This is a genomic window from Sulfurospirillum sp. MES, assembly GCF_000789415.1.
Taxonomy (GTDB): domain Bacteria; phylum Campylobacterota; class Campylobacteria; order Campylobacterales; family Sulfurospirillaceae; genus Sulfurospirillum; species Sulfurospirillum cavolei.
This window is the reverse complement of sequence record NZ_JSEC01000013.1, coordinates 1-24,615: the sequence shown is the minus strand read 5'-3', so window position 1 is coordinate 24,615 and position 24,615 is coordinate 1. Positions and strand designations below refer to the sequence as shown.

Here is a 24,615-nt window from a genome sequence, read left to right as displayed (position 1 = left end):
TCTTCTCCGACAATGTTAATCTAGGTTTAGCGTTATTACTTTATCAAAATTTTCTAAAATTTTTCGAACTCTTTCTTGCCAGAGTGTCTCAAACAGTGTTTTTTCTTCAAACGATAAGCTCTCTTGCGCGAGTTTATTCATCAGCGGCGGTAAACGCGAATCGCCCTGAATGCAGGAAGGATCGTACGTAACGCCTACGCTTTGATGCGTATCGAGTCGTTCAATTTGGATCGGCGTTGCGATATTGGCTTGAAAAAAGAGGCGGTTCGTGCGTGAAAAGCGCGTCCCGATGCCCTTAAATCCCCACGTATCGGTTGCACCGCTTATCAACGAAAAAACGTTGGCGACCACGCCCGTCGTACCTTGTTCTTTAGCATCGCGAAAAAAAACGGCGATATTGCCTCTCTCGGGCATTTTTCCTTCGTATAACGCCTTCAGCCCTTCACGCACGCTAAGATACGCACCGGCAATCGTCGGACAACTGTGTCCCGCATTTTTAACGACGTCTAGATACGTAAACGAGACGATACCGTTCTCAAACGTTCCTAACGCTTCGGATAGAGCATCGTAAAGACGAATCTCCTCGATTGCTTCGAAAAAAAGAGGGTATTTCATGGTGACTCCTTCGTTGTTTTGATCTTTAACACGCTTTTAGAGCGAAGCTCCAAAGACTACGCTAACGCTGAGTTCTCTCACACAGAGTGCCCGCGCACCTTCGGTGCTTTTTTATCTTTAACACGCCTTTAGAGCTAAGCTCTAAAAGCTACGCTAACGCTGAGTTCTCTCACGCAGAGTGCCCGCGCACCTTCGGTGCTTTTTTATCTNNGAGTGCCCGCGCACCTTCGGTGCTTTTTTATCTTTAACACGCCTTTAGAGCTAAGCTCTAAAAGCTACGCTAACGCTGAGTTCTCTCACGCAGAGTGCCCGCGCACCTTCGGTGCTTTTTTATCTTTGACACGCCTTTAGAGCCAAGCTCTAAACGCTACGCTAACGCTGAGTTCTCTCACGCAGAGTGCCCGCGCACCTTCGGTGCTTTTTTGCTTGTAAAACTCATTTTGTGAGAAGTTTAGTATAACGTACTTCAAAAAGGATTGCATTGATTTAAATTGTGTTACAATAATTTTAACGTCACAAAAGGAAGTCGATGCAAGCATTTTGGAATGAAAAATTTCAAACGGCCCAAATGATCTACGGCGAAACGCCCAACGCTTTTATCAAAGAACATGTCGACCTCTTAGTGCACGCAAAACGGTGCATCTGCTTAGGCGAAGGCGAAGGTCGCAATGCAATCTACTTTGCCGATTTGGGCTTAAACGTTGAAGCTCTCGACGCTTCCGACGTCGCACTTGCCAAACTGCGAAAACGTGCCAAAGAGCACTATGTCGCGATCAAAACACGTCATACCCTTTTAGAATATTGGCAGCCCGAACCCATCTACGACGCGGTTGTTTGCACCTATTTGGATTTGGCAAAAAACGAGCAAAGGATGCTTTTTGAAAAAGCCGTTGCCGCATTGGCTCCGGAGGGGATTTTTATTGCCGAACTTTTCAGCGAAAGTCAAATTCACTTCAACAGCGGGGGGCCAAAAAACGCACTGTTGCTTTACGATATTAACGCTATTATCGCTTGGATTAAACGTCTAGCGTGCAAAGTGCTCAAGCTCTCTCAAGAGATCGTGATGCTCAACGAAGGCACGCAACATGTCGGACGTGCCAGCGTGATTCGTATTATTCTGAAAAAAAACCTTACTGCGTAACCGTACCGAAATATCGACTACGAGAGAGATTCTCAACCCATCGGTATTCCGGATCGTCCGAGATTTTCGCCCAATACAATATGCCCGAATGTCGCCAAGGATCGATTAAAATACCCGTTTGAAACGCGCTGCCTTTGGCTACGACGACCACCGAATTATGTTCGTTCAACTCGCCTTTATTCGCAACGCCCCAACGTAAATCGAAACTTTGAAGGTGTAAGCCTTTCAGATGCGCCATCATATCTTCGCTCCATTGATAACAAAGTCCGCGCTCTTTTAGTCCCGTATTGATTAAAAGATTGTGAAGTGTAGGAGGATAGACTAAGCCGTAACGCTCCGCCAAAGTTTGCGGGTACGACAACGCTTCATAAGCAAAAAGACGCGCTTCACTATACTCGACGTTATCGCCCAACGCTTGCAAGTCCGACGTTAATTGCGCCACGTTTTGCGGCTCTACATGTAAGCCCTCGACTTTCGCGCTGCATCCGGCGAAAAAAACCGCACATGCGATAATCCAAAGAAATCTCATACCTTTGCCTTTAACCTTAATGTGGCGATCTCGCTCGGTGCCATCACGCGTACCGGCGGACCCCAATACCCTGCTCCGTTACTCACGAAAACCTGCGTACGGGCGGAATGGCGGTACAAACCGCTTAAGTAGGGTTGATCTAAAAGTACCAAAAGCCCAAACGGGAAAATCTGCCCGCCGTGCGTATGCCCGCTGATGATCAAGTCGACCTTTTCGTCGGTAAGGTCTTGAACGATTTTAGGCTGATGCGAGAGTAAAACCGTCGGCAAATCGTTTCTGACATGTAAGAAGGCTTGCGGCAAATCGGGCGGTAAAAAATCAAAACGTTTTCCCATCATATCGGTGACGCCCACCAGATTGATGCGCCCATCGATGAGAACCGATCGGTTTTTCAGCACCGTGACGCCTAAAGCTTCCAAACGCTCCATAATCGTATGCACCCCGTAAAAATATTCATGATTGCCCGGAACGAAATAGACCCCGAAACGGCTCTTTAGCGTGCGTAAACTCTCCAGTTGATCGCCGATTTTGGAGACGGGCATATCGACCAAATCGCCCGTAATAACGACAATATCTGCATCCAACGAATTGATACGTAAGACCAAATCGTCCAAAAACGCTTTGCCCAAGCTTTTACCCAAATGCACGTCGCTTAACTGTACGATACTCAATGTCTCGCTCAATCCGTCGATGAAAACTTCTTTCTCGTTCAAAACGGGTGCTTTAAAGCCGTTGATAAAGCCTTTGAACATATACGAAAACGCCAAAAGCAACATCGTTACGTCGAGCACCGTTTTGAGAAAAAGACGTCTGGAATAATCGTGCGGAATTTTGGCATACGGAACATGCACCAGATCGTACACGATCGCCACGCAAAAGAGCATAAACGAAATGCCGACAAGCGAAGAAAAAAGACCGAAAAGAAGCGGATTGAGGGTATCGAGGCGCAACACCGCGAAATAGAGAATTTCGCAAAGCGTTACCACGATCGTCCCCCACATCATACCTTTGCCCAAGCGCGCGAAAAGCTCTACACGTCGTAAAAACCTCCGATACGTATAGACGTTGATCAACGTTAAAACCGCAACGGCGGCCAAGGCAAAGGAGAGGCGAAACATCGTTCCCTACTTTAGACTCTCAAAATAGCGTTTGCTTTCGCTTGCAATCACTTTGGAGAGCAATAAAAGCGCAATCAAATTGGGAATCGCCATCATACCGTTCATTAAATCCGAGAAGTTCCACACGAACTCCAGCTTCATCATCGAACCGACCATAACGCCCGCAATAAATAAAACGCGGTACAAACGAATAAAGCGTTCGCCCAAAAGGTATTCAAACGCCTTTTCGCCGTAATAACTCCATCCCAAAATCGTCGAATACGCAAACAACACCGTCGAGACGACCACGACGATCGTACCGAACGATCCTAAGTAAAGCTCAAAGCTCTTCATCGTCAAGAGCCCAGGGCTCACGCCTTCTTGCCAAAACGGAGAAATTAAAATAATCAAAGCCGTCATAGAGCAGACGACCAACGTATCGATAAACGTTTGCGTCATACTCACGAGTGCTTGACGTACCGGATCGTTCGTTTTTGCCGCCGCCGCCGCAATCGGAGCAGAACCTAAACCCGATTCGTTCGAAAAAACGCCGCGCGCTACGCCGTAACGAATCGCTGCCGCCATCGTCGCACCCACAAATCCGCCGCCTGCGGCTATCGGATTGAACGCGTGGTAAAAAATCAAACTCAACGCATGCGGTAATTTATCGAGGTTCATACATAAAATCACCAACGAAACCGCAACGTACACCAAAATCATAAACGGAACGAGAAACGACGTAAAACGTCCGATGGATTTGATACCGCCCAAAATAACGACCGCCGTCAACGTTAAAAGTACGACGCCCGTGACCCATGTCGGAACGCTCATTTGCGTTTCCAAAATCGTCGCAACCGCATTGGCCTGCGTCATATTTCCGATACCGAATGCCGCCAATGCCGTAAAAAGAGCAAACGCAAGACCGAGTTTGGGCATGTTAAGACCGTACGTCAAATAATACATCGGTCCGCCCTTAAAGCCGTGGTGGTGGCTATGTTGACGGTATTTGACCGCTAAAACCGCTTCGGAATATTTGGTCGCCATTCCGACCAATCCCGTCATCCACATCCAAAACACGGCACCCGGACCGCCAAGCGTAATCGCGGTCGCAACGCCCACGATATTTCCGATACCGACCGTGGCGGCAAGTGCCGTCATTAACGCCGCAAAATGGCTAATTTCGCCCGCACCGTCTTCTTCTTTATGAAAAATCAGCTTCATCGCATGCGGTAATGCCCAAAACTGCATGCCTTTTAAAATTACCGTCAAATAAATGCCCGTTCCGACGAGCAAGACCAACATCGGAGCACCCCAGACGATACCTGAGAGCGTCGATACGATTTTTTCAATCAACTCCATTCCTCTTCCTTTAATTTATTCGTGTTCGTTCGTATAATGCCCTTGCGGCAAAACCAAGTTGAGTACGATGCCCGCGATCGCACCTAAACCGATACCGCTAAATGCGACACCGCCCATATCGACGACCATGCCGCCGATGGCAAGGACTAAGATCATCGAGACGATAATCATATTGCGCGGATTATTCATATCGACTTTCTCGCGTACCATCGTTCCGATGCCGATAGAAGCGATAATGCCGAAAAGCAACAGTAAAATGCCGCCCATAACGGGAACGGGGATCGTCGCCAAAAGTCCGCCGAGTTTTCCGACGAATGCCAAAACGATCGCAAAAATAGCCGCCCACGTCATAATCGCGGGATTAAACGCTTTTGTGATGGTTACGGCACCCGTCACTTCCGAATAGGTCGTATTCGGCGGTCCTCCAAGCAAGGAAGCCGCACTTGTGGCGATTGCATCGCCTAAAAGCGTCGTTTTTAAACCCGGTTTTTTCAAATAATCCGTCTTCGTCACGTTGCTGATCGTCAAAATTCCGCCGACATGTTCGACCGCCGGAGCGATGGCTATCGGTAAAATATAGATGATCGCTTCCGCGTTCCATTCGGGAAATACGAAATGGGGAATCGCAAACCACGCAGCCTTCGCGACCGCGTCAAAATTGACGATACCTAAAAACAAAGAAACGCTATACCCCGCAACGATACCGCATAAAATAGGCAATAACCGAAGCACGCCTTTGCCCAAAAGTGCCACCAGCAACGTCACCAACAATGCCGCAGAAGAAACTGCCATCGCTTGATGGAGCGGCACGAGAACGATAGCTCCGTCTCCCGTTTTTCCCATCGCCATATTGACCGCCACCGGAGAGAGAATTAAGCCAATCGTCATAATGACGGGGCCGACGACGACCGCCGGAAAAATTTTATGCAAAAATTCCGTTCCTTTTAAGCGAACGAGAATGCTTAGAAAAAGATAGAAAAGTCCCGCCGCCGCAAGACCGCATAACGTTCCGGGTAAGCCCCACGTTTTGAGTCCGTAGATAATCGGCGCGATAAACGAGAAAGACGAAGCAAGAAAGATCGGAGGAATTTGCTCGCGCGTCGTCAATTGAAACAAAAGCGTTCCAAGCCCCGCGGTAAACAACGCCACGTTAGGATCAAGCCCCGTGAGAATCGGCACCAACACCAATGCCCCAAAGGCAACAAATAAGAACTGAAGCCCGATAATACTGTCTTTAAGCCGAAAGTTATAGTCGGTACGACTTAGCATTCACACCTCTTTGCGATAGATTTTTTCACACACGATTTTTGAAATTTAGCGTAAACAAAAAGCCCGTACTTCTCGATCGATTTCAAAGACTTCTTGTAAATTGCTCGGCGAAACCTCTTTAAAACGGAAAAAGGCTCTTTTACTCAATTCCGCCAACTCGAGGATATTAATTTCGCGGTTATAAAATTTCGTAATGCCCACTTCGTTGGCGGCATTAATCACGACGCCTCGTGTGGGATTGGCTAAAATTTCTTCTTTAATCTCCCAGATCGGATAACGTCTCGGATCGATCGCTTGGAACGAAAAGCCCTGAAGCGTACTCAAATCAAGCGGAGGGAGTATCTCTTCTTTGCTCTCGCCCAACATCGCAAACGCGATAGGAAGTTTCATATCCGCTTGTGCCAAGTGTGCGGTCGTACTGCCGTCTTTAAAGCTCACGAAAGCATGAATCAGCGAGCTAGGTTCGATCATCGCGTCGAGTTGCTCGCATCCGAAAAGCCAACGGGCTTCTAACAGTTCGAAGAGTTTATTGGTCATGCTAGCACTATCGATCGTAATTTTCGCGCCCATACTCCAATTGGGGTGTTTTAGGGCATCTTGAAACGACATGTGAGGCAAAGCTTCCAACGGCGTATCGCGAAACGCACCGCCGCTTGCGGTAATCATCATCCGCGTTACGGGACGTTTGCCCTGCAAATACCATAAACCGAAGTGCTCGCTATCGATCGGCGTAATACGCGCGGTATCCAAAAGATGTCCCGCTACGACCAAGGATTCTTTATTGGCAAGGGCGAGTTGTTTACCCAAACGCAATGCTTCGATACTCGGAGCCAAACCGACAAAGCCGACCAACGCGTTCAAAACGATGTGGCTTTTGCATTTGCCCAAGAGCTCCAAAATCCCTTCTTTGCCGACAAACACGTGCGCGTGTTTCACGAAAGGGCGATCTTTCGGATCGCTGATAGCAACGTATTCGGGATGAAATTTTTCGATTTGTTCGTTCAAAAGTGCGATATTTTTTCCGGCAACCAACGCTTCGACGTAAACGTTAAAACGCTCCGCAATGATTAGCGCATTGACGCCGATAGAGCCGGTAGAGCCTAGTATGACCATTTATGCGAGTCCTCGAAGCAAAATTACCATCACGACGCCGCCGAAAAGATAACCGTCCAAACGATCTAGCATTCCGCCGTGTCCGGGGAATAGCGTACCGCTGTCTTTCACACCCGCTTCACGCTTAAGGTAACTCTCGAAAAGATCGCCGAAGATCGCCGCAACCGAGCTGAATAACGCAATCGCCAAAGAGAGCCATAACGGAACGAAAAGTGTGCCGTACAACGCTCCTGCTACGGTTGCACTGCCTACACCGCCGAAAAAACCTTCCCATGTTTTGTTCGGAGAAGTTGCGCTAAAAGGCGTCTTTCCGATACTCTTACCGACAAAATACGCTCCCGTATCCGTTAACGCTACGATAATCACCAACCAAATTAAAACACTCATGCCGAAATCATGGTAGAGCGTATACAAAAACAACATCGAAATCGAAGGGTAAAAAAACGGCGCAAGGAGTTTATAATCGACCTCTTTACGGTACGCCATTACCGCTAGATAAAGCACGAGAGAGAGGTACACCAAATCGTCTGGGTTCGGGTAGAAAAACGCCGCAAGCCACAACAAGACGGCATAAACGTAAAGCTTCACGTCTTTCACGTTAAAAAGTGCCATCGCTTCATGAAACGCAAACAGATACATGACACCTAAAATGGCCCACGTCAATAGCGTACTATTGACAAAAGCGATCACGGCGGCGAGTGCCAAGAGGCCAAATCCCGTGACGACGCGCTCTTTATTGCTTTCGTACAACGTTTTAAAGTTCATAAGTACTCTTTATGTCGATTTTATGTTCACGAATCATAGCAAAGCGGACGTGAAGTTAAGCTTTGACATCCAAAAGGCCTTGATGCAACGGCACCTCTTCTTCCTCTTTGGACTCTTTGGCATGTTCTTCGCGGTGTTGCGCCTGCTCTTCTTGCTCTTCGTCGCTCTTTTGACGCTCATGCTCGTTTTCAGGATCGATCTTGTAACTCTCTTCGGCAGGGCGCACTTCTTGAACGACCTCTTCTTTTTCGTTTTGCATCGCCGCCGCCAAGGTTTGCTGCATCTGCGCACTGCTATTATAATCCGCCTCTTTCGAGGCTTGAATATGCATCATCTGATTTGCGTAAATCAGACTACCGATGGGACCTACCGCCATGTTCGCCTCCCAATGCGTGTAACGGGCATTTTAAAACGCCCCCGTTTCAGCCGCTACGGCACGTGAATTGCTCTTTTTCCCCGATACGACTCTTGCGAGTCGGAATTTATGCTTTGTAAATCTTTAAGGTCTGATACGTTTCATAAGCAACATTTGCTCCATCATACGGTTTGACGTTTTTGCGCGGGGTATAATCGACTAAATAACCGCCCTTTTGCGTCATGCTAAAATCAACGCACACCTTCGCGGCAAAGACCAAAACCGTCTCCGGAACGCTCTGTTTTTCGGTACAAATAATGACATGTGCGGACGGAACGTCCTTGACATGTAACCAAATATCGCTCTTTTTCGCCTCTTGCAAAAGCGCGATATTGCCTTTCTCGTTTTTGCCGAGCAAAATGCGATACCCTTCCAAAAAGAACGTCTCGTAGTTCTTATCGTCCCCTTTTTGTTTGCTTTTCGTTACTTTCGGCGTCAAAATACCGATTTCCTCCACGTCGCTCGCCGCATCGACGACACTGACCATACGTTCCAAAAAGAGCTTCTTCTCCTCGAGATTTTCACGCTGTCGATGGATCGAAAGTGCTTTTTGTCGCAATTTTTTCGATTTTTTAAACAAAAGATTGGCGGCGTGCTGAGGCGAATGCGCCAAGGGCAATTCAATGTCGACTTCGTTACCCTCAAAATCGTACAAACGTACTTTTTCTTGATACGCTTTGACCGCATGTAAATTGGCAAGGACGATCGACGCTTGCGTTTGCGCCTGCGTACTCCGCGCTAAGAGCTCTTCTTCGTTTTCCAATGCCGCGATCGCCGTAACTAAAGTTTCGATTTTCTTGCGTAAGTGCGCGATTTTTTGATTTTTAAGCTCAAAAAGCTTGACATGTAACCTTTTTTCATACGCATGTTTCAAATACTCCTCAAAAGGCTCTTCCAAAACAAACGGCTTTTCTTTCATCTCTTTGGGCGGCAGTTTCTCCAAAATTTCGCCCACTTTAACGCTTCGAAACGAAACGCTCGGGTCGATGTGCCGTAACGCTTCCAGCACGACTTCGTTTTCGTCCAACAAAATCGCGTTGGTATTGCGTCCCGTAAACTCCAACTGCAAGGTCGTTAAAAGTGCTTTGTAGCTGGAACTTGCTTTGACATGTAAGCGTAAAATCCGATTATTTTTTTCAAGCGCGATCTTCTCGATCGTCGCATTGGCGAAACGCTTGTTCAACAACACGTCAAAAGGCGCGCTATAGCGTTTGGATTGTTTAAAATCGCTTTTGTAAAACAGGTACGAATCATTCCGAGAAAGGTCGATAAACAAAGGCTCTCCCGATTCGAAAACGATGCGAAGCACGCTATCGTCTACCCGATGAATGGACGAGATCTTACGATAGTTGCGTAAAAAATCGTTCAGTAAAATCAACTCTTGGTATTTCATAATCCTACTTTCGTCGCACGGCTTGAATCAGCCGAAAAATTTCTTTAACGCTCTGGCGCGTCAGCTTTTGCGCATTGGCTTTGTTCATCGCCTCTTCCAAACGCATGGGGTAGCGCATAATCGAAAAAAGCGCGTCGATACCGACATGTTCTTCCAAAGCGTCGTCGATACCGCCGCCTAAAGCGATGAGCGGGACATGCGCTTTTTGACACCGTTTGGCAACGCCGCTAAGGACTTTACCCATCAACGATTGCGCATCGATGCGTCCTTCGCCGCTGATCACAAGATCGGCATCTTCGATCAGCGCGTCAAAACGCATCTCGTCCAATAAAATTTCGATTCCGGACGCTAAACGCGCATTTAAAAAAGCATGCAATCCTCCGGCAATACCGCCGGCGGCTCCGGAACCTTTTTGCGACGCGACGTCGTGTCCCAGCGCCCGCTCCAAACGTTGCGCGAAGTGTTGCATGCCCGATTCCAAACGCTCTATCATCGAAGCGTCCGCCCCTTTTTGCGCCGCATAGACACGTGCGCTACCGTTAACGCCTATCATCGGATTTTCCACGTCGCACGCGGCAATAAACTCGCACGATTTTAATGCGTTGAGCGCACCGCTTCGATCGATCGTATGAATCTTTTCCAAAACCTCTCCGCCTTGAAAAAGCACGCGACCTTCGCGGTCGAGGAAACGAAAACCCAAAGCGTGAAGCATGCCGATTCCCGCATCGTTGGTCGCACTTCCGCCAAGTCCGATAATCACTTTTTTGCATCCTCGCGCAAGCGCATCGTGAATGAGTTCACCCACGCCGTACGTCGTCGTTAACAAGGGATTTCGTTGCGACGCTTGAACCAAAGGCAAACCCGCGGCTTGCGCCGTCTCGATAACGGCCGTCGTACCGTCTTTTAAAATGGCGTAATACGCTTCGATTTCACGCATTAAAGGGTCGTGAACCTGACATGTAAGGCGTGTACCCTCAACGTTGGCAAGCAAAGCGTCGATCATCCCTTCGCCGCCGTCGGCAATCAGGCACGAATGCACGCTTGCATCGGGAAAGACCTCTAAAATTGCCTCGCGAACCCACGAAGAGAGTTCCGAAGAACTCGCACACCCTTTAAACGAATCGATGACCGAAACGACGTTCATCGATACTTTGCCTCTAACGCAAGCAGATACTCTTTACGCCAAAGTCCGCCGCTGTATCCGCCGATACCGCCGTTCTTGGCAATCACGCGGTGGCAGGGAATAATAATCGCAATTTTATTTTTGCCGTTGGCGTTTGCCACCGCGCGAACGGCTTTGGGATGTTCCAACATGGACGCTTCGGTACTGTAAGAAACCGTCGCTCCGTAAGGAATACGCGTCAACGTTTGCCAAACCGTTTTTTGAAAAGGCGTTCCTTTGGGCGCAAGTGGCAGACTAAAAGATTTGCGTTTTCCTTCGAAATAGTCGCGTAACTCACTTTTGAGTTTGTCTAAAAGCGGATGTTCGTCACGGTAAACTTCGCCGTCTTGCTCAAAATCCAACGCTAAGAGTGCGTCGTCGTTGACCTCGGCGATCAATCTCCCCACGGGAGAGTCTATGGTACACTTAGCCATCGTTGCTCCTTAGAGATTTTTGCATGCACACGCTGTTGTCCATGCCCACGTAAGGTGGAAAGTTTTCGACGACCTCGTAACCGCATTTGCGATACAAGGCGATCGCCTCGGGTTGGGATTTGCCCGTTTCCAATCGCGCCCGTTGATACCCAAGCGTACACGCCCACGATTCAAGTTCCGCTAAAATACACGACGAAAAGCCGCGCCTTCGATACGCCGGCATCACGAACATGCGTTTGATCTCAACCGTTTGAGCATCGATGATTTTGAAACATCCGCAGGCAATAGGCGTTGAGCTTTCATAACCGACCAACGCCGTCTCGATCGGATCGATGACGTTATGGCGGTCGTATACCGCTTGCATCGCTCCGTAACGCGCGTTTAATTCGGCATCCAACGCACGCGTTAAGGCACGAAAATCTTCATGCGCATTGCTTGTTTGACGGGTTAACATGTCAAGCCTTGAATGATTTTCTTATTATTATACCCTCATTTGTTTACTTTTTGATCACGGTTTCGGCGCGTATCGTGGTATGATTTTCATCAAGGAGCACGCAATGACACACCTCTTTACGTACGGATCATTAATGTTTGAAGACGTTTGGCACCGACTGGTAAAGGGCAACTACCTTGCCCAAAAAGCGACTTTGTCCCATTACGAAAGGCGCGCGATCAAAAACGACGTTTATCCCGTCATTTTTCCGCTAAAAGATGCGTCGGTCGAGGGCGTCGTTTACTACGACGTGTGCGACGAAGATTTGGTCATCCTTGATACTTTTGAAGGCGAGTATTACGAGCGTAAAGAGGTGGAGCTTCTTGTAGAGGGTCGTTACGTCAAAGCATCGGCGTATGTTTTAAAAGAAGCCTATTTTGATTTGATTGATACGAAACCGTGGAGCGATACCCTCTTTGCACAAGAGGGTATCCATAATTTTCTGAGTGACTATAAGGGCTTTTTACGATAAGATCTCTTCGATCGTAATGTAATCGCCTACGCGTCCCGTCATTTTTTCCACCTCGGTTGCTACCGGCAAGGTCTTTTTGCCCGGTCTCCAGCCAGCAGGACATACCTCACCCGTTTTGCTTGCATGTTGCCATGCTCTGACTTGGCGTAAAAACTCATTGACGTTACGTCCTACCATCGGTGCTTGAACCTCCTGCGCAACGCATACGCCCTCGGGATTGATGAGGAAACGTCCGCGAAGCGCGATTCCCTCTTCTTCGATCATCACGCCGAAAGCGCGACTAACCGTACCGGTCGGATCCGCACCGATCGTCAGTTTTAAACCCGCCAAAAGAGGTTCGGTTTCGACAAAACGTTTGTGCGAAAATTTGGTATCGGTCGAAACCGCCAAAATTTCGACGCCAAGTTCTTGAAATTCGTCGTATTTGGCGTTCATCGCCGCAATTTCCGTCGGACATACAAAGGTAAAATCTGCCGGATAAAAGCAGACAACATGCCATTTGCCTTTATAATCCTCACTGCTTACGCTCGTAAAATGACCTGTTTTGGCGTTATACGCATCCATTTTAAATGACGGTGCTTTTTGTAGAACTAAAGAGGAACTCATGTTTTTTTTCTCCTGTGTTTTCATTTCGTTGATGTTATTGTCTTGCACGGTTTCAGAAGCGATTGCTTCAACTTTGTTGGTATCGCATGCCATAATTGCTCCTTATGTTTATTTTTGTGTTTGATGATGAAAGTATATCAAACTGATAAATATTTGTCAATAGTAATTTTTATTATTTAGATTTTTAACCGATTTATTTTTAGAATAGGATATAATAACTCCTAAATTATCAAAACCAAGGAGTCATTCATGAAATGCAACGTAGGAAAAACCGATAGAGCCGTTCGTTTTATCGTAGGAATTGCCATTATTTTAGCAGGCGTAGCGTATCAAAGCTGGTTCGGAATCATCGGCGTTATCGTATTAGGAAGTGCGATTATTCGCTTTTGCCCCGCGTATCTTCCTTTCAAAATCGACACCTCTAAAAACGACGATTCTAGCAGTTGCGGCGGCGGTTGCGGTTGCGGACGATAGAGCTTCCGAGAAGGGTTGCATAAGCAACTCTTCTTTTTCTTAAACCTTTTTGTGTTACAATCTTCCCATTATTCTTACATGTAAGGTTTTATCATGGGACAAACCATCACCGAAAAAATTTTCAGCGAACACGTCGGACACGCGGTATATGCCGGAGAAATTATCAAATGCAAGATCGATATGGTCATAGGCAACGACATCACGACGCCGATTTCCATCCGAGCGTTTGAAGAGAGCGGCGCGACCAAACTTGCCAATCCGGACGGGTTTAGTATCGTTATGGATCACTACATTCCCGCCAAAGATATTGCCAGTGCCAACCAAGCCAAAATCAGCCGTGATTTTGCCTACAAACACGATCTCAAACATTACTTCGACGAAAAAGACATGGGCATCGAACACGCCTTGCTTCCCGAAAAAGGGCTGGTCGTTCCGGGCGACGTCATTATCGGTGCGGACTCGCATACCTGTACGCACGGCGCGTTAGGCGCGTTTGCGACGGGTATGGGCTCAACCGACCTCGCGTTTGCGATGATTACGGGTGAAAATTGGTTTAAAGTTCCCGAATCCATCAAAGTCGTTTTCAGCGGCAAACCCAAACGCCACGTCTACGGCAAAGACCTTATCTTAGAAGTCATCCGCCGACTCGGCGTCGACGGTGCCTTGTACCGCACGCTCGAATTTACGGGCGATACGATCCAACACCTCACCATGGACGATCGTTTCTCTTTGTGCAACATGGCGATTGAAGCGGGAGCCAAAAGCGGTATCGTTGCCGTCGATGCGACGACCAAAGCCTTTTTAAGCGATAAAAATCTTGCACGTGAGCCGAAATTTTTCTATTCGGACGACGATGCGACGTATGTACAAGTCCTTCACATCGATGTCGCAAACCTTGATCCGGTCATTGCCTATCCGTTTTTACCTTCTAACGGCAAATCGATCAACGAAGCGGTCAAAGACGATCTAGCGATCGATCAAGTCTTTATCGGCAGCTGTACCAACGGCCGATTGGAAGACTTACGCATCGCGGCAAGCATCTTAAAAGGTCGCAAAGTCGCACGTAAAACACGTCTTATCATCACGCCGGCAACGCAAAAGATCTCTTTGCAAGCCCAAAAAGAAGGCTTGGTGGATATTTTCGTCGAAGCGGGCGCGGTGTTTAGCAACCCCACATGCGGCGCATGTTTAGGCGGATACATGGGTATTTTAGGCGAAGGCGAACGTTGCGTAGCGACGACCAATCGTAACTTCGTAGGACGTATGGGAGCGCGCACCAGCGAGATTTACCTTGCCAACTCCGCCGTAGCGGCCGCCAGTGCCGTTATGGGCAAAATTACCGATCCAAGAACGCTCTAATGGTCTTTGTCCCGCTGCCCTTAGTCATTATTGCCGGCGGGAAAAGCTCTCGCATGGGAAGCGACAAAGCGTTGCTTCCTTTTGGAGCGTGTGAAACGCTCACGCAATTTCAACTGCAACGTTTAAAACCTTTTTTTCAAAGCCTACATGTCAGTGCTAAAAGCCGCGCAAAATTTAACTTTGATGCTTCTTTTATCGAAGATACCGCATCGTATCAAGAGCATTCGCCGCTGGTGGCACTTTTATCGATTTTGGAATATTTCCAAATTCCCGTGTGTGTTTTAAGCGTCGATACGCCTTTTGTTACCCCCGAAGTCTTTGAAACGCTGTATGCGAACTTCAACGACGAAACCGATGCGCTCGTTGCGACATCCTCTTCGTCTTCGCATCAATTGTGCGCAATCTATGCGCCCTCGATCATTCCCGTCATTCGAACGCTTTTGGAACGTAACGAACACAAAATACGTTCGGTTTTAGCACAAAGCCGTACACGTTTCGTTTCGTTTCAAGACGACGCACTTTTTTTTAACGTCAATCATCCCGACGAATACGAAGAGGCAAAAAAACGCTTATGAAAGATCGGCTAACCGACGTCGCATCGCTCGATGCTTTTGTAGAAGCGGTAACGACATGTAAGAGTCCGAAGCTGTTTCTCGTCGATATCAAACGTTTTAAAGCTATTACGATCGCGCACGGCGACGAAGGCGGTGATTTTATTTTGCGTCGTTTTGCCCAAACGCTCCAAACCTTTGCCCTATCGTACGAAATGACGCTTTACCGCTTCGTCGACGACAAATTTATACTCTTGCAAAATGCTCCGTTTGAACTTTCCAAGATGGAAAACCTCATCTTTGCACTGCTCGATACGCTGAAAAATCTCGCCTACGATTATGACGATCAGACCATTCGCGTCGAGACCGTTATCGGCATCAGTTTCGATCATTTCAATGCTCTGGAAAAAGCCCAAAAAGCGCTACGCGTTGCCAAAACGGAAGATCAACCTTTCGTAACCTACTCTGAATTTGCCAATACGCTCCTTGGCGAAAGCGAAGAAGCGGTAGAAGCGATGATGAAACAAGCGATCGAACGCGAAAATATTACGCTTCATTGCCAAGCCGTCGTCGATCTTGCAGAACAAGCTTGCTATTACGAAGGTCTTTTGCGCTTGTGCGATCGCCAAACGTTACAGTCGCCGAAACTTTTCCTCAAAATCGCACACGAACGCGGTTTGTACGATGCTTTGTTTCGCAGTATCGTCCACAAAGCGTGCCAATTAACCCAAACCGCGCATCGCCGTATTGCGCTCAATCTTTCGTACGAAGATCTCCTTGATGCGGAGCGTTTGGCATTTTTACGACACCGCGTCGATCCGAAAAACGTATGGCTTGAGGTTGAATGTGAAGGAAAAACGCCGTGCGAATTGCTCTTAAAGAGCTTAAGTACGCTGAAACAAGAGGGATTTACGCTGATTTTGGATAACGTGAAAAGTGCGGAATATCTTGCCTATTTTCCGCAAGGATGCGTGGATTACGTGAAGCTTCACGGCCGTCTTATCCGTGATTTTGCGATTGATCCTAACGCACAAGCAACCTGCAATGCCATGATCGATCTCGCCCGCAAGCAGGGCATCCAAACAATCGCTTCGCAACTCAACTCGCGCGCCGCACGCGAGATTGCTCGAACCCTCGGCTGTGATCTTTTCCAAGGCTTTATCGTCGAACAACCTCACGACATCGCGTAAAAACTATTTATCTTGCTCGTACACAAGTGCCTCGTCGATTTCATTGAGGCGAAGAACGCGTTTTCCTTTATGATCTTTCAAAAAGCTTTGCGCGCTTGCTTCATCTTTAAACGGAATAAATTCTCTGCCCATCGGACCGTACATGTCGCTTCCAACAACGTAAAGAGCCGCTTTGCCGTCAATCGCTTCTTGCGTATAATAATCCGTCACCAATAAAGCGACTTTATCATCGGGTTGTTTTGCATAGTTACCCCATTTGGAAGGGTTGTGGTAAAACTTGAGCATATCTTTCACGCCGTCAAAGGCATGGCTGACGTTTTTACCGTTATCGACGTAGTTCATACGCGCCGCCCAACGCGGGTATTTGTAAACAAACATACCGCACACGGGACATTTTTCATCTTTTTCGACATGTATCATATTTTTATGGGCATGTCCGTGTGCCTCCTCGCGCAAAATCTCCCACACGTACAAAGAAACGGCTTGCAACTTTTGTTCGTCGAGTTCGCCGCATACTTTGTTATTTTTCAAAAAGACTTTCAATGCGCTAATCGTCGTAAAATCGTCTAAATGAATTTGATCTTTCGCGCATGCTGCGTTATAGATTTTCTCACCCATCGGGTACATGCCTTTTTGCTTCTTTTGAATAAAAGCATCCACGTCTTGCGCTAAAGAGGCTTTTGCCGAGGCAAACGCTTTATCAAAGCTCATCAACTCGCCGCCGTACTCTTTCATAAACGCTTCGGCGTCGGTTTTTTGAGCAAATGCCAATTTACTGACTTGACTCATCGTACCGGGAACTTTAGAACCGACGACGTAAAACGCGTCTTTCGCATCGATGAGTTTTTCACTTTTGGCATCGGTTACGACGATTTTTTTAACACGTGCTTCAATGGCATTCCAATCTGCCGCAAGGCATCGAATCGAACAATATTGCGTCGCGGTTCCGTCGTTTAAAATAGCCCCGTGAGACGTTTTATAGAACTGCTTTAAACTCATACCGCATATCGGACAATAGGCCTTCGTATCGCCTTGCTGAATCAACTCGGGCTCGCCCGAAGCCGCTTTGTTAAACTCCTCGGCATGCAATCCGAGCGTCAAGAAGAGTGCTAGAACACTCCATACGATAAACTTTATCATCGTTACTCCCTATGAAATAATTTGTCACAGTGTAGTCATGAAGTGTTAAATTAACGTTAAATTCCTTCGCAGATTCGTGATAAAGTTTTGCTATAATAGCTCTTAAAAAGGAGTAACGATGGTTCGCCATATCGTATTTTTCAAGCTTCCCGACAATTCCGAAACGAATAAACAAGCGATGCGCGATCGCATTATGAGCATGCAGGGGAAATTGGATATCGTCAAACATTTGGAAGTCGGACTTAACTTCTCGCCTGAAGAACGTGCCTTTGATGTTGCACTCATCAGCGATTTTGAAACCAAAGAAGATTTATCAACCTATGCAACCCATCCGATTCACCTTGAAGTCGTTGCGTTTATTAAATCCCTCAACGCACTGAGTAAAGTCGTCGATTACGAATATTAAACCTCTTTTCTTTCGGCCTCGTTACCCGCGCGGTCGAAATCCTTCCCGTAATACGCATAGTTGCGCTATAATTGTGTTTTAATTTTAGAAGGTACCTCTTATGAAACACTCCCTTATCACATTTTTCATACTCTTTAGCACGTCTTTGCTTCTTCATGCAACGGAAGCAACGTCGCTCTTAGAAGAAAAAGCCCTCGGCGGCGATGCCTCGGCGGCTTTAAATCTCGCCAAGTATTATGAAGCGCACGACGACAAAGACAGAGCACTGCTATGGTACAAACATGCCGCAACGCTGAGTATCGAAAAAACGCCGCTTACCCGACAAACGTCTGAGCCTGAAACCGTCGAACAACTGCAAAGAATCGAACGTACCGAAGCCGTCTACGGCTCTTTCTTACGATCGTACGACGGTGACGACGAAACCAAAGCTTCGATGAAACAGATGTTGACTCAAGCGTTTGACATTGCGCCCTATAAAATCAACTATCTTTTGCCGATGACCTACGATGCAGTTTCTCACGGCGATAGAAAACATGCCGAAACCAAATTTCAACTTAGTCTTCAAAAAGGACTTTCCGACAATCTGTTAGGGTTACACGAAAGCTTCGTTGTTGCCTATACGCAAACCTCATGGTGGCAAACGACGGACGACTCCGCTCCATTTAGAGAGACCAATTATCAACCCGAACTTTTTATGATTATGCCGCATTTTAGCGACGATAGTTTTATCAAAGCTTACCAAATCGGCGTACTACACGAATCCAACGGCCAAGGAGGCGATAAATCGCGTTCGTGGAATCGCGTCTATGCCAAAACCTATTTGCAAGCGGGCGATTGGGTCATTTCTCCACGCATATGGTACCGCATCCCCGAAGATGCCAACAGTGACGACAATCCCGATATCGACGATTATTTAGGTATTGCGGATTTGGAGCTGATGTACCCGTGGAAACAACACACGTTTAAAATTTTAGTGCGTAACAATTTTCATCGTGACGACAATAGAGGTGCCGTTCAAGCAGATTGGACATTTCCGTTATGGGAGAAGAATCTGTTCGGTTACATTCAACTCTACAGCGGTTATGCGGAAAGTTTAATCGATTATAATAAACGAAGCGATCGTATCGGTATAGGCTTTGCCTTATCGAGGTAAAAAAGCGTTAAAGATTCGCGACCGTTCGGCGCGAATCTTTTGAGCGGGAAACGTCTTAGTTGAACTCTCTTGGGGATCTTCTCGGGCGTTCTTCGCGAGGTCTCGCTTCATTGACTTTAAGCGTTCTTCCTCCGACCTCTTTTTCGTTTGTCGACTCGATAGCCACTTTAGCTTCCGCATCGTTTGGCATCTCGACAAAACCAAATCCTTTAGAACGACCGGTTTCCCTGTCGCTAATAATGCGTGCACTACTGACCTCACCGTATGCGGAAAACATCTCTTTAAGTTGTTCTCCCGTCATCTCATACTTAACATTACCTACGTAAATGTTCATCGTTACCATACTCCTCGTGTTTGAATCATTCACGTCATCTTTTTTGCCCGTAACTACGTTATTATGAAGAAAACACTGAATGACTTTGCAAAATCATTGTAGCATATAATTTCGTTTTATATACTTTAGAATAACGCCTTGATGCGCCAAGTGAGAAAAAATGACACACTCTTATCACGCGCTTACGAACGGTATTAAGAAAAATGGTGCTATAATAAATTAAAAACAAAAGAGATAAGACCATGAAATTAACCCATTTGGATGAAAAAGATCGCCCGAAAATGGTCGATGTCAGCGACAAAGAGGAGACGTTTCGCGTTGCGGTCGCTAGCGGTACGATCACGATGAGTCCGCATGCATACGAGATGATTATTTCAGAGCAAACCAAAAAAGGTCCCGTGCTTCAAACCGCCATCGTTGCCGCAATCATGGGAACGAAGCGCACCAGCGATTTAATCCCGATGTGCCATCCCTTAATGCTCACGTCGGTCAACTGCGACGTCGAAGAGCTACCGGAATTGCCGGGGTTTAGGTTACGCGTAACGGCAAAGCTTAAAGGACAAACCGGCGTCGAGATGGAAGCACTTACGGGCGTTAGCATCGGACTTTTAACCATTTACGATATGGCAAAAGCGATCGATAAATCGATGATTATCAACGCCGTTTGCTTAGAGTCCAAAAGCGGAGGGAAAAGTGGAGACTACGCCAGAACTCCAGCTTGATTATCCTTGTCATTGGGAATACAAATTGGTTTTGGACGCCAAGCATGATATTCGCGCTATCGTTACGGAACTACTAGAAGAGCGCGTGCACGAAATCGCCAAATCGCAAAAGAGTACACAAGGTAACTATGTCAGTTATACCTTGCGTGTTTTAGTCCACGGAACAGACGATCGAAAAATGCTTTATCATTTACTCAAAGCGCACCAACACATTAAATTCGTATTGTAAAAGAGAGGTTTATATGGAATCGACGTACACCATTTTTTTAGCAACCGTTAAGGAAAACAAAGATAGTCCCAAACTTTACCCGCTGATTTCCGAACTCTGTTTTGAACTTTCGCGTAAAAAGATTCAACGCCTTAAAGATGAGCACAATATTTACAATCGATTGGGCGAATTGTTTGAACTTTACGCAAAAGCGTTGCATGAAGAAGGGCTCAAAAATACAAGAGCTCTTACGAGCGTCATAGACGGTCTATTGAAGGCTTCTAGTTCTGAGCAAGAGGCATTTTTATACAAAACGATTTATGAAAAAGAGCAATTGGAAAAGAGTATTTTTCACCAAAAACAACACATTCGCGCCACGTTAACCCAAATGTTCGATACGCTTGAACATCATATCGAATCGATGCAAGAAGAGACGAAACATCATGCTTTATCGGCACTCAGCGACGCAAAGCTCAAAGGTATCGAAATGCTCGGTATTTTGCATGAAACAACCAGTGAAGCCTTGCTAACGACACTGGAGAAAGGAAGCGATATTGTCGATACGATTTACGAAATTACGAAAAATCTCTCTTTTCAAGCGATTAGCGAGCGCGAATTGAGTAAAAAGCGTATGATGGATATTTCACATACCGTTATTTCCGCAGCTATTGAAATTGCCGACGAAGATTTAGGGAATGCCAAAGATATTTTAGAAGGTACGGTTAACGGCGTTAGAGAAGGTATCGCTAAAGCCATCGATAAATTTAAAAATGATTTGAAATTTGCTCCAACGGAAGAGATTGAAGGTCTTTTGGAAACCGATTTGACGCAATTGCGCAAAGAGTTACTCAAAGTCGATGAGCAATTTATGAAACTTCTCGAAGCGCTTGCCGCACAAAACGAAGGTATCTCCGCTTCGCTTATTCAAGAAATTTTAAAAGAGATGAACAGCTCGACCGCCAAAATGATGCGTGCGGCAAACGAAGCAAAAGAAGCGATTAGCGAGCGCATCGAACAACTTAAAGCCGAAGCGTTTGTTTTAGAAAAAACGTTCAAAGAAAAAGCCGAAAAAAGACTCGAATCCTTCAAAAAAGACGTCAACGAGTTTGAAAAAATCGCAACATCCAAAGTCGAGTCTTTGAAACAATTCGAATTTGAGAACGAAAAAGCGAAACAAGTGGCACAAGAGGCTAAGAAATTAGGTTTTCATGCATGGAAAGTCGCTAAAAATATGGTCGACGGTGCCGTAAAAAGTGCCAAAGAAGCGATGAAAAAAGAAGAAAAATAGACTTCGTAAATTCTGACATGTAAGAATCATTCCTACATGTCAGTTTGCATTAGTGCATCGCGGGAACGCTAAAGACTATCTTTAAAATAGCGTCGTTTGTCGTATCGTTAGCTTTTGCAATTTCTAAGATAGATTGCCTGCCGGAAGCCGATATGTGCCTATTGGCTAACTCTTTAACCATAAGCTCTTCATCGATATCCGTAAAGGCGGCTAGTTTAGAAAGCGGCGCACTCATCATCGTTTGAAAAATCAATCCTTTTGGATTGATCGTCCGTTCTTGCGGCTGAAGCAACGGCATCGCTACAAACACTACGACGACACAAAGTCCGAATAAAAAAGTAAAATGCGTTGAGCGCTTCGTAAAATAGATACGGACGTTATTCCAATTTTTCATTACATGTAAACACGATATTAACACAAAAACAAAACCTAACCATATGTGCAGCACTTCGCCGGAAAGTATTCGGATTTTAAAAAACATCATCACACCCGTTATGGATACGACGCTAAAGAGTATCATTAAGAGACTACTGACAATATTTCGAGCTATAACATTCATCTAACATTCCTTTTTTATGTATTTGAAATTATAGATGAGAGATGTTAATCTTTTGTTAACTACTCGATACCTTGCGCATGCATCAACATCACTTTATCGGTGATAAATTTAACTTTGACGTAACGTTTTTCATCACCCCAGGTACAATCGCTCATACCAGCAAGCGTGTTACACTCGGTTGCTTTACCTAAAATATCGATCACCTGAGCATAACTCATACCGATCTCAATTTTATCGTACTTCTCTTTCGTAAGATTTGAGCATCCGCTCAAAAAAAGTAAAAGCAAGGCAAGACTGATCCATCGCATGAAACTTCCTTTGCTCGAAGATGCTATAGCTTAACATAGTTTGACTGTTTTGCGGCTTTGTTTTAAGAAGAAAAAAGAGAGGTTTTAAAACCTCTCTTGCGTAAAGAAGATAGATTAATATCTGTAGCGTAAAGACAAACGTAGATCTTGTGCCGTTTTAACCGCACCAGTCTTCGTATCGACATCCATTGGTTCACCTGTCCATCCAAAGAAAGTATCACTACCAGTGTAATCATAGTCGATATATACGTAACTGAGCTGTGCCGTCAAGTTCTTTCCGACAACCGGCATAATGTAGTAGATTTCATAAGCATCGCCGCGTGCAGCAAGTTTTGAACCCACTAAAGTGTCTTCACCATAGGTAAAGCTTCTCCAGTATTTACTACCGTGGTTATACTCAAGTCCGAGTCTTTGTCCCTTTAAGAAACCGGGAACTTGAACACCTGTATAAATAGAAGAGCCAAATTTTTTATCCTCAAAACCAAGCATGCCTGATTGATAGACTACATTCCCCATAGAATCAAGACCAGCTCCAATAGAATTGCTATTTGGATCGGTTTGACTAAAAGCATAAGAGAGGAAGAAAATACTATCATCTAAGAAATCGCTAATACCATCACCGATGCCCGTCACTTGAAGCGATAATGCGCCTCCGGTCATATCACCGACATCTTTAAAATTAAATAATGGTGATGCATACCTCATGTCCATTGACATCATCGCAAAAGTAGGCATATCATAACCATAAATACTCATATCCATCATATTTTTAGCAATGAAATAATTACCCATTAACTTATACTGTCCGTTATCAAAGAATTGGACAATCAAGCCTGCTAAATCCATATCAGGATTTTTATCATCATTTACATAGGCTGGATTAAATCCAGTGCTATTCATAGAATAAGAACCTGTCGTATCGGAGAAACCTCTACCTAAACAGAGTTTTGCGTAAAGGCCGGCGATGCCCGTTACTTTATCAAAGTCAAATTTAAAACTTGCTCCGTCAAATTCCATGTTGATATTATGACTGATCGGCGAAGCCGGATTGTCGTTATCGTTTCTCAAGTTAGCCAAGAAACCGTCAACCGATGGACGACGACCGAAACTTGCCGTGTATGGAACATCTCCCATATCGCCAAAATACAAGAAATAAGCTTCTCTTAAACGAATCGTAGAATCATTTGGTTTTTGAGAATCATACCAATCAAAATTTTGGAAATACGAAGAAGTTGCCATATCCGTTTGACCAAATGCTTTATATGCCGCTAAAGAGCCTTTGAAGACTAAATTATCGACAGGTTGCGAAGCCATACCCAAAATTAACTTGTTCGTCCAAATACCGTTATCTTGTTTCTCAGAACCTTGGATTTTATAATCAACATAGTCATATGCCGTTCTAAAATCGACGGTCCATTTGATATTATCGCCGGCATCGTGTGCTTTGACTTCAGAGAGCTGATTTTTAAGTGCTTCAACGTTTACTTTCGCTTGGGCACTTTTAAGCTCCGCCATTTGTGCTTTTAAAGCTTCGATTTCTTGCTTTAACGACTCATCGGCACCGAAAGCCGATGTAAGAGCTGCTCCGACGAGCAGTGGAGCGATGAATTTTTTCATCTTTTTTTACCTTTTTAAGTAAGATTTTTAAACCCGATTAGCAAGAAGGAACGTTACCGCTGTCGCTTGCGTATTCAACACAGAAATCTTTAATATCTGCCATAAACTTCTCAAATTTATCGCCTTTTAAAAAGGACTCAAGACCGGGATATTTTTTGCTGTATTCTGCAACAAATTTCTCGCCTTTTCCGTCAAATAAAGCTTTCCACTCTGCTTGCGTATGTTGCGTAGCAAATTTAGCACCGTTCATGCCGGCACCCTCTTTCATGTACTTAAGATAGTACTTTTGACCTTTCGCCGCATCTGCCATCGCATGGGTACTCATAAGTCCCAATACAAAAAACGCAGAAACCAATAAACTGATGACTTTTTTCATCATCTCTCCTTTGCATTTTTAATGTAAAGCCATCATAACAAAAGTAAAATAAATTTTAATTTAAAAA

The 24,615-nt window shown here is 45.7% G+C and carries 30 protein-coding genes; 11 read left to right on the top strand and 19 right to left on the bottom strand.

Annotation, left to right across the window (positions count from 1 at the left end; all coding sequences use genetic code 11):
- Positions 1–15: 15 nt before the first annotated feature.
- A complete protein-coding gene (locus OA34_RS11780; RefSeq protein ID WP_039675599.1) occupies positions 16–615 on the bottom strand; it encodes a hypothetical protein in 600 nt (199 codons plus the stop codon).
- Positions 616–1,144: 529 nt separating this feature from the next.
- Between OA34_RS11780 and OA34_RS11775 the strand changes: the two genes are divergently transcribed.
- Positions 1,145–1,756: a class I SAM-dependent methyltransferase gene (locus tag OA34_RS11775; RefSeq protein ID WP_039675597.1), complete on the top strand. Its 612-nt coding sequence runs from the start codon at positions 1,145–1,147 to the stop codon at positions 1,754–1,756.
- Here the strand turns inward: OA34_RS11775 and OA34_RS11770 are convergent.
- The 11 genes from OA34_RS11770 to OA34_RS11720 all read right to left on the bottom strand — a co-directional run bounded on the left by OA34_RS11770 (position 1,746) and on the right by OA34_RS11720 (position 11,746).
- Positions 1,746–2,285 (bottom strand): hypothetical protein, encoded by a 540-nt coding sequence (locus OA34_RS11770; RefSeq protein ID WP_039675595.1) that lies wholly within the window; start codon positions 2,283–2,285, stop codon positions 1,746–1,748. The two genes, OA34_RS11775 and OA34_RS11770, sit on opposite strands and share 11 nt — an antisense overlap.
- Positions 2,282–3,403 carry a metallophosphoesterase gene (locus tag OA34_RS11765; RefSeq protein ID WP_286683022.1) on the bottom strand — a complete coding sequence of 374 codons (1,122 nt, stop codon included), beginning with the start codon at positions 3,401–3,403 and terminating at the stop codon, positions 2,282–2,284. The genes OA34_RS11770 and OA34_RS11765 overlap by 4 nt, the downstream gene beginning before the upstream one ends.
- A 6-nt stretch (positions 3,404–3,409) precedes the next feature.
- Positions 3,410–4,741 (bottom strand): alanine/glycine:cation symporter family protein, encoded by a 1,332-nt coding sequence (locus OA34_RS11760; RefSeq protein ID WP_039675594.1) that lies wholly within the window; start codon positions 4,739–4,741, stop codon positions 3,410–3,412.
- A gap of 15 nt (positions 4,742–4,756) precedes the next feature.
- Positions 4,757–6,010, bottom strand: a complete 1,254-nt coding sequence (locus OA34_RS11755) for a uracil-xanthine permease family protein (RefSeq protein WP_039675592.1) — start codon at positions 6,008–6,010, stop codon at positions 4,757–4,759.
- Between the two features lie 45 nt (positions 6,011–6,055).
- Positions 6,056–7,123: a 1-deoxy-D-xylulose-5-phosphate reductoisomerase gene (gene dxr, locus OA34_RS11750; protein WP_039675590.1), complete on the bottom strand. Its 1,068-nt coding sequence runs from the start codon at positions 7,121–7,123 to the stop codon at positions 6,056–6,058.
- Positions 7,124–7,888 (bottom strand): phosphatidate cytidylyltransferase, encoded by a 765-nt coding sequence (locus OA34_RS11745; RefSeq protein WP_039675588.1) that lies wholly within the window; start codon positions 7,886–7,888, stop codon positions 7,124–7,126.
- Between the two features lie 55 nt (positions 7,889–7,943).
- Positions 7,944–8,264 carry a hypothetical protein gene (locus tag OA34_RS11740; RefSeq protein ID WP_039675586.1) on the bottom strand — a complete coding sequence of 107 codons (321 nt, stop codon included), beginning with the start codon at positions 8,262–8,264 and terminating at the stop codon, positions 7,944–7,946.
- A 106-nt stretch (positions 8,265–8,370) separates the two neighbouring features.
- Positions 8,371–9,696 carry an NFACT RNA binding domain-containing protein gene (locus tag OA34_RS11735; protein WP_039675585.1) on the bottom strand — a complete coding sequence of 442 codons (1,326 nt, stop codon included), beginning with the start codon at positions 9,694–9,696 and terminating at the stop codon, positions 8,371–8,373.
- Positions 9,697–9,700: 4 nt separating this feature from the next.
- Positions 9,701–10,840 carry a glycerate kinase family protein gene (locus tag OA34_RS11730; protein ID WP_039675583.1) on the bottom strand — a complete coding sequence of 380 codons (1,140 nt, stop codon included), beginning with the start codon at positions 10,838–10,840 and terminating at the stop codon, positions 9,701–9,703.
- Positions 10,837–11,292 (bottom strand): methylated-DNA--[protein]-cysteine S-methyltransferase, encoded by a 456-nt coding sequence (locus tag OA34_RS11725; protein ID WP_039675581.1) that lies wholly within the window; start codon positions 11,290–11,292, stop codon positions 10,837–10,839. Before OA34_RS11725 ends, OA34_RS11730 begins: the two co-directional genes overlap by 4 nt.
- Positions 11,285–11,746: a GNAT family N-acetyltransferase gene (locus tag OA34_RS11720; protein WP_039675579.1), complete on the bottom strand. Its 462-nt coding sequence runs from the start codon at positions 11,744–11,746 to the stop codon at positions 11,285–11,287. Before OA34_RS11720 ends, OA34_RS11725 begins: the two co-directional genes overlap by 8 nt.
- Positions 11,747–11,849: 103 nt before the next feature.
- Between OA34_RS11720 and OA34_RS11715 the strand changes: the two genes are divergently transcribed.
- Complete coding sequence (locus OA34_RS11715) at positions 11,850–12,257, top strand: gamma-glutamylcyclotransferase family protein (RefSeq protein ID WP_039675577.1); 408 nt, start codon at positions 11,850–11,852, stop codon at positions 12,255–12,257.
- On the opposite strand, the gene OA34_RS11710 is transcribed toward OA34_RS11715, so the two are convergent.
- Positions 12,249–12,956, bottom strand: coding sequence for a peroxiredoxin (locus OA34_RS11710; RefSeq protein WP_039675575.1), 708 nt, complete (start codon positions 12,954–12,956; stop codon positions 12,249–12,251). The genes OA34_RS11715 and OA34_RS11710 overlap by 9 nt on opposite strands.
- A gap of 156 nt (positions 12,957–13,112) precedes the next feature.
- On the opposite strand from OA34_RS11710, the gene OA34_RS11705 reads away from it, so the two are divergent.
- The 4 genes from OA34_RS11705 to OA34_RS11690 all read left to right on the top strand — a co-directional run bounded on the left by OA34_RS11705 (position 13,113) and on the right by OA34_RS11690 (position 16,437).
- Positions 13,113–13,337 carry a YgaP family membrane protein gene (locus tag OA34_RS11705; protein WP_039675573.1) on the top strand — a complete coding sequence of 75 codons (225 nt, stop codon included), beginning with the start codon at positions 13,113–13,115 and terminating at the stop codon, positions 13,335–13,337.
- A gap of 93 nt (positions 13,338–13,430) precedes the next feature.
- A complete protein-coding gene (gene leuC, locus OA34_RS11700) occupies positions 13,431–14,696 on the top strand; it encodes a 3-isopropylmalate dehydratase large subunit (protein ID WP_039675571.1) in 1,266 nt (421 codons plus the stop codon).
- On the top strand, positions 14,696–15,271 hold the full coding sequence (gene mobA, locus OA34_RS11695; RefSeq protein WP_039675569.1) for a molybdenum cofactor guanylyltransferase: 576 nt from the start codon (positions 14,696–14,698) through the stop codon (positions 15,269–15,271). The genes leuC and mobA overlap by 1 nt, the downstream gene beginning before the upstream one ends.
- Entirely contained in the window at positions 15,268–16,437 is a 1,170-nt protein-coding gene (locus OA34_RS11690) for an EAL domain-containing protein (protein WP_039675567.1), read from the top strand. The genes mobA and OA34_RS11690 overlap by 4 nt, the downstream gene beginning before the upstream one ends.
- A gap of 3 nt (positions 16,438–16,440) precedes the next feature.
- On the opposite strand, the gene OA34_RS11685 is transcribed toward OA34_RS11690, so the two are convergent.
- Positions 16,441–17,577 carry a nitrous oxide reductase accessory protein NosL gene (locus OA34_RS11685; protein WP_039675565.1) on the bottom strand — a complete coding sequence of 379 codons (1,137 nt, stop codon included), beginning with the start codon at positions 17,575–17,577 and terminating at the stop codon, positions 16,441–16,443.
- 118 nt (positions 17,578–17,695) lie between these two features.
- On the opposite strand from OA34_RS11685, the gene OA34_RS11680 reads away from it, so the two are divergent.
- Complete coding sequence (locus OA34_RS11680; protein WP_039675563.1) at positions 17,696–17,983, top strand: Dabb family protein; 288 nt, start codon at positions 17,696–17,698, stop codon at positions 17,981–17,983.
- 100 nt (positions 17,984–18,083) lie between these two features.
- Entirely contained in the window at positions 18,084–19,136 is a 1,053-nt protein-coding gene (locus tag OA34_RS11675; RefSeq protein ID WP_286683021.1) for a phospholipase A, read from the top strand.
- Between the two features lie 55 nt (positions 19,137–19,191).
- Here OA34_RS11675 and rbp read toward each other — a convergent pair whose 3' ends face one another.
- Positions 19,192–19,470, bottom strand: a complete 279-nt coding sequence (rbp, locus tag OA34_RS11670) for an RNA-binding regulator (protein ID WP_039675561.1) — start codon at positions 19,468–19,470, stop codon at positions 19,192–19,194.
- Positions 19,471–19,712: 242 nt separating this feature from the next.
- Here rbp and moaC point away from each other — a divergent pair, with 242 nt between their 5' ends.
- Genes moaC through OA34_RS11655 form a run of 3 tightly spaced genes read left to right on the top strand, consistent with a single transcriptional unit; the run spans position 19,713 to position 21,688 of the window.
- Positions 19,713–20,192, top strand: a complete 480-nt coding sequence (moaC, locus tag OA34_RS11665) for a cyclic pyranopterin monophosphate synthase MoaC (protein ID WP_039675559.1) — start codon at positions 19,713–19,715, stop codon at positions 20,190–20,192.
- Positions 20,164–20,421 carry an HP0495 family protein gene (locus OA34_RS11660; protein WP_039675557.1) on the top strand — a complete coding sequence of 86 codons (258 nt, stop codon included), beginning with the start codon at positions 20,164–20,166 and terminating at the stop codon, positions 20,419–20,421. Before moaC ends, OA34_RS11660 begins: the two co-directional genes overlap by 29 nt.
- Positions 20,422–20,434: 13 nt before the next feature.
- The gene (locus OA34_RS11655; RefSeq protein ID WP_039675556.1) at positions 20,435–21,688 is read left to right on the top strand and encodes a DUF6781 family protein; all 1,254 of its coding nucleotides are present in this window, start codon (positions 20,435–20,437) and stop codon (positions 21,686–21,688) included.
- 49 nt (positions 21,689–21,737) lie between these two features.
- Here OA34_RS11655 and OA34_RS11650 read toward each other — a convergent pair whose 3' ends face one another.
- The 4 genes from OA34_RS11650 to OA34_RS11635 all read right to left on the bottom strand — a co-directional run bounded on the left by OA34_RS11650 (position 21,738) and on the right by OA34_RS11635 (position 24,548).
- Complete coding sequence (locus OA34_RS11650) at positions 21,738–22,247, bottom strand: DUF4405 domain-containing protein (protein WP_039675555.1); 510 nt, start codon at positions 22,245–22,247, stop codon at positions 21,738–21,740.
- Positions 22,248–22,306: 59 nt separating this feature from the next.
- Complete coding sequence (locus tag OA34_RS11645) at positions 22,307–22,555, bottom strand: lipoprotein (RefSeq protein ID WP_039675554.1); 249 nt, start codon at positions 22,553–22,555, stop codon at positions 22,307–22,309.
- A gap of 114 nt (positions 22,556–22,669) precedes the next feature.
- The gene (locus OA34_RS11640) at positions 22,670–24,172 is read right to left on the bottom strand and encodes a DUF3373 family protein (RefSeq protein ID WP_039675553.1); all 1,503 of its coding nucleotides are present in this window, start codon (positions 24,170–24,172) and stop codon (positions 22,670–22,672) included.
- Between the two features lie 37 nt (positions 24,173–24,209).
- A complete protein-coding gene (locus OA34_RS11635; protein WP_039675552.1) occupies positions 24,210–24,548 on the bottom strand; it encodes a hypothetical protein in 339 nt (112 codons plus the stop codon).
- Positions 24,549–24,615: the final 67 nt, after the last annotated feature.

Excerpts from the sequence above, each read along its gene's own strand:
- OA34_RS11735 (WP_039675585.1), bottom strand. The coding sequence starts at position 9,696 with ATGAAATACCAAGAGTTGATTTTACTGAACGATTTTTTACGCAACTAT.
- OA34_RS11780 (WP_039675599.1), bottom strand. The coding sequence starts at position 615 with ATGAAATACCCTCTTTTTTTCGAAGCAATCGAGGAGATTCGTCTTTAC.
- OA34_RS11760 (WP_039675594.1), bottom strand. The coding sequence starts at position 4,741 with ATGGAGTTGATTGAAAAAATCGTATCGACGCTCTCAGGTATCGTCTGG.
- OA34_RS11775 (WP_039675597.1), top strand. The coding sequence starts at position 1,145 with ATGCAAGCATTTTGGAATGAAAAATTTCAAACGGCCCAAATGATCTAC.
- leuC (WP_039675571.1), top strand. The coding sequence starts at position 13,431 with ATGGGACAAACCATCACCGAAAAAATTTTCAGCGAACACGTCGGACAC.
- OA34_RS11725 (WP_039675581.1), bottom strand. The coding sequence starts at position 11,292 with ATGGCTAAGTGTACCATAGACTCTCCCGTGGGGAGATTGATCGCCGAG.
- OA34_RS11740 (WP_039675586.1), bottom strand. The coding sequence starts at position 8,264 with ATGGCGGTAGGTCCCATCGGTAGTCTGATTTACGCAAATCAGATGATG.
- OA34_RS11730 (WP_039675583.1), bottom strand. The coding sequence starts at position 10,840 with ATGAACGTCGTTTCGGTCATCGATTCGTTTAAAGGGTGTGCGAGTTCT.
- OA34_RS11655 (WP_039675556.1), top strand. The coding sequence starts at position 20,435 with ATGGAATCGACGTACACCATTTTTTTAGCAACCGTTAAGGAAAACAAA.
- OA34_RS11720 (WP_039675579.1), bottom strand. The coding sequence starts at position 11,746 with ATGTTAACCCGTCAAACAAGCAATGCGCATGAAGATTTTCGTGCCTTA.
- OA34_RS11705 (WP_039675573.1), top strand. The coding sequence starts at position 13,113 with ATGAAATGCAACGTAGGAAAAACCGATAGAGCCGTTCGTTTTATCGTA.
- OA34_RS11755 (WP_039675592.1), bottom strand. The coding sequence starts at position 6,010 with ATGCTAAGTCGTACCGACTATAACTTTCGGCTTAAAGACAGTATTATC.
- OA34_RS11690 (WP_039675567.1), top strand. The coding sequence starts at position 15,268 with ATGAAAGATCGGCTAACCGACGTCGCATCGCTCGATGCTTTTGTAGAA.
- OA34_RS11650 (WP_039675555.1), bottom strand. The coding sequence starts at position 22,247 with ATGAATGTTATAGCTCGAAATATTGTCAGTAGTCTCTTAATGATACTC.
- OA34_RS11640 (WP_039675553.1), bottom strand. The coding sequence starts at position 24,172 with ATGAAAAAATTCATCGCTCCACTGCTCGTCGGAGCAGCTCTTACATCG.
- mobA (WP_039675569.1), top strand. The coding sequence starts at position 14,696 with ATGGTCTTTGTCCCGCTGCCCTTAGTCATTATTGCCGGCGGGAAAAGC.
- OA34_RS11745 (WP_039675588.1), bottom strand. The coding sequence starts at position 7,888 with ATGAACTTTAAAACGTTGTACGAAAGCAATAAAGAGCGCGTCGTCACG.
- OA34_RS11680 (WP_039675563.1), top strand. The coding sequence starts at position 17,696 with ATGGTTCGCCATATCGTATTTTTCAAGCTTCCCGACAATTCCGAAACG.
- OA34_RS11645 (WP_039675554.1), bottom strand. The coding sequence starts at position 22,555 with ATGCGATGGATCAGTCTTGCCTTGCTTTTACTTTTTTTGAGCGGATGC.
- OA34_RS11635 (WP_039675552.1), bottom strand. The coding sequence starts at position 24,548 with ATGAAAAAAGTCATCAGTTTATTGGTTTCTGCGTTTTTTGTATTGGGA.
- OA34_RS11715 (WP_039675577.1), top strand. The coding sequence starts at position 11,850 with ATGACACACCTCTTTACGTACGGATCATTAATGTTTGAAGACGTTTGG.
- OA34_RS11685 (WP_039675565.1), bottom strand. The coding sequence starts at position 17,577 with ATGATAAAGTTTATCGTATGGAGTGTTCTAGCACTCTTCTTGACGCTC.
- OA34_RS11770 (WP_039675595.1), bottom strand. The coding sequence starts at position 2,285 with ATGAGATTTCTTTGGATTATCGCATGTGCGGTTTTTTTCGCCGGATGC.
- dxr (WP_039675590.1), bottom strand. The coding sequence starts at position 7,123 with ATGGTCATACTAGGCTCTACCGGCTCTATCGGCGTCAATGCGCTAATC.
- rbp (WP_039675561.1), bottom strand. The coding sequence starts at position 19,470 with ATGAACATTTACGTAGGTAATGTTAAGTATGAGATGACGGGAGAACAA.
- OA34_RS11675 (WP_286683021.1), top strand. The coding sequence starts at position 18,084 with ATGAAACACTCCCTTATCACATTTTTCATACTCTTTAGCACGTCTTTG.
- OA34_RS11710 (WP_039675575.1), bottom strand. The coding sequence starts at position 12,956 with ATGGCATGCGATACCAACAAAGTTGAAGCAATCGCTTCTGAAACCGTG.
- moaC (WP_039675559.1), top strand. The coding sequence starts at position 19,713 with ATGAAATTAACCCATTTGGATGAAAAAGATCGCCCGAAAATGGTCGAT.
- OA34_RS11765 (WP_286683022.1), bottom strand. The coding sequence starts at position 3,403 with ATGTTTCGCCTCTCCTTTGCCTTGGCCGCCGTTGCGGTTTTAACGTTG.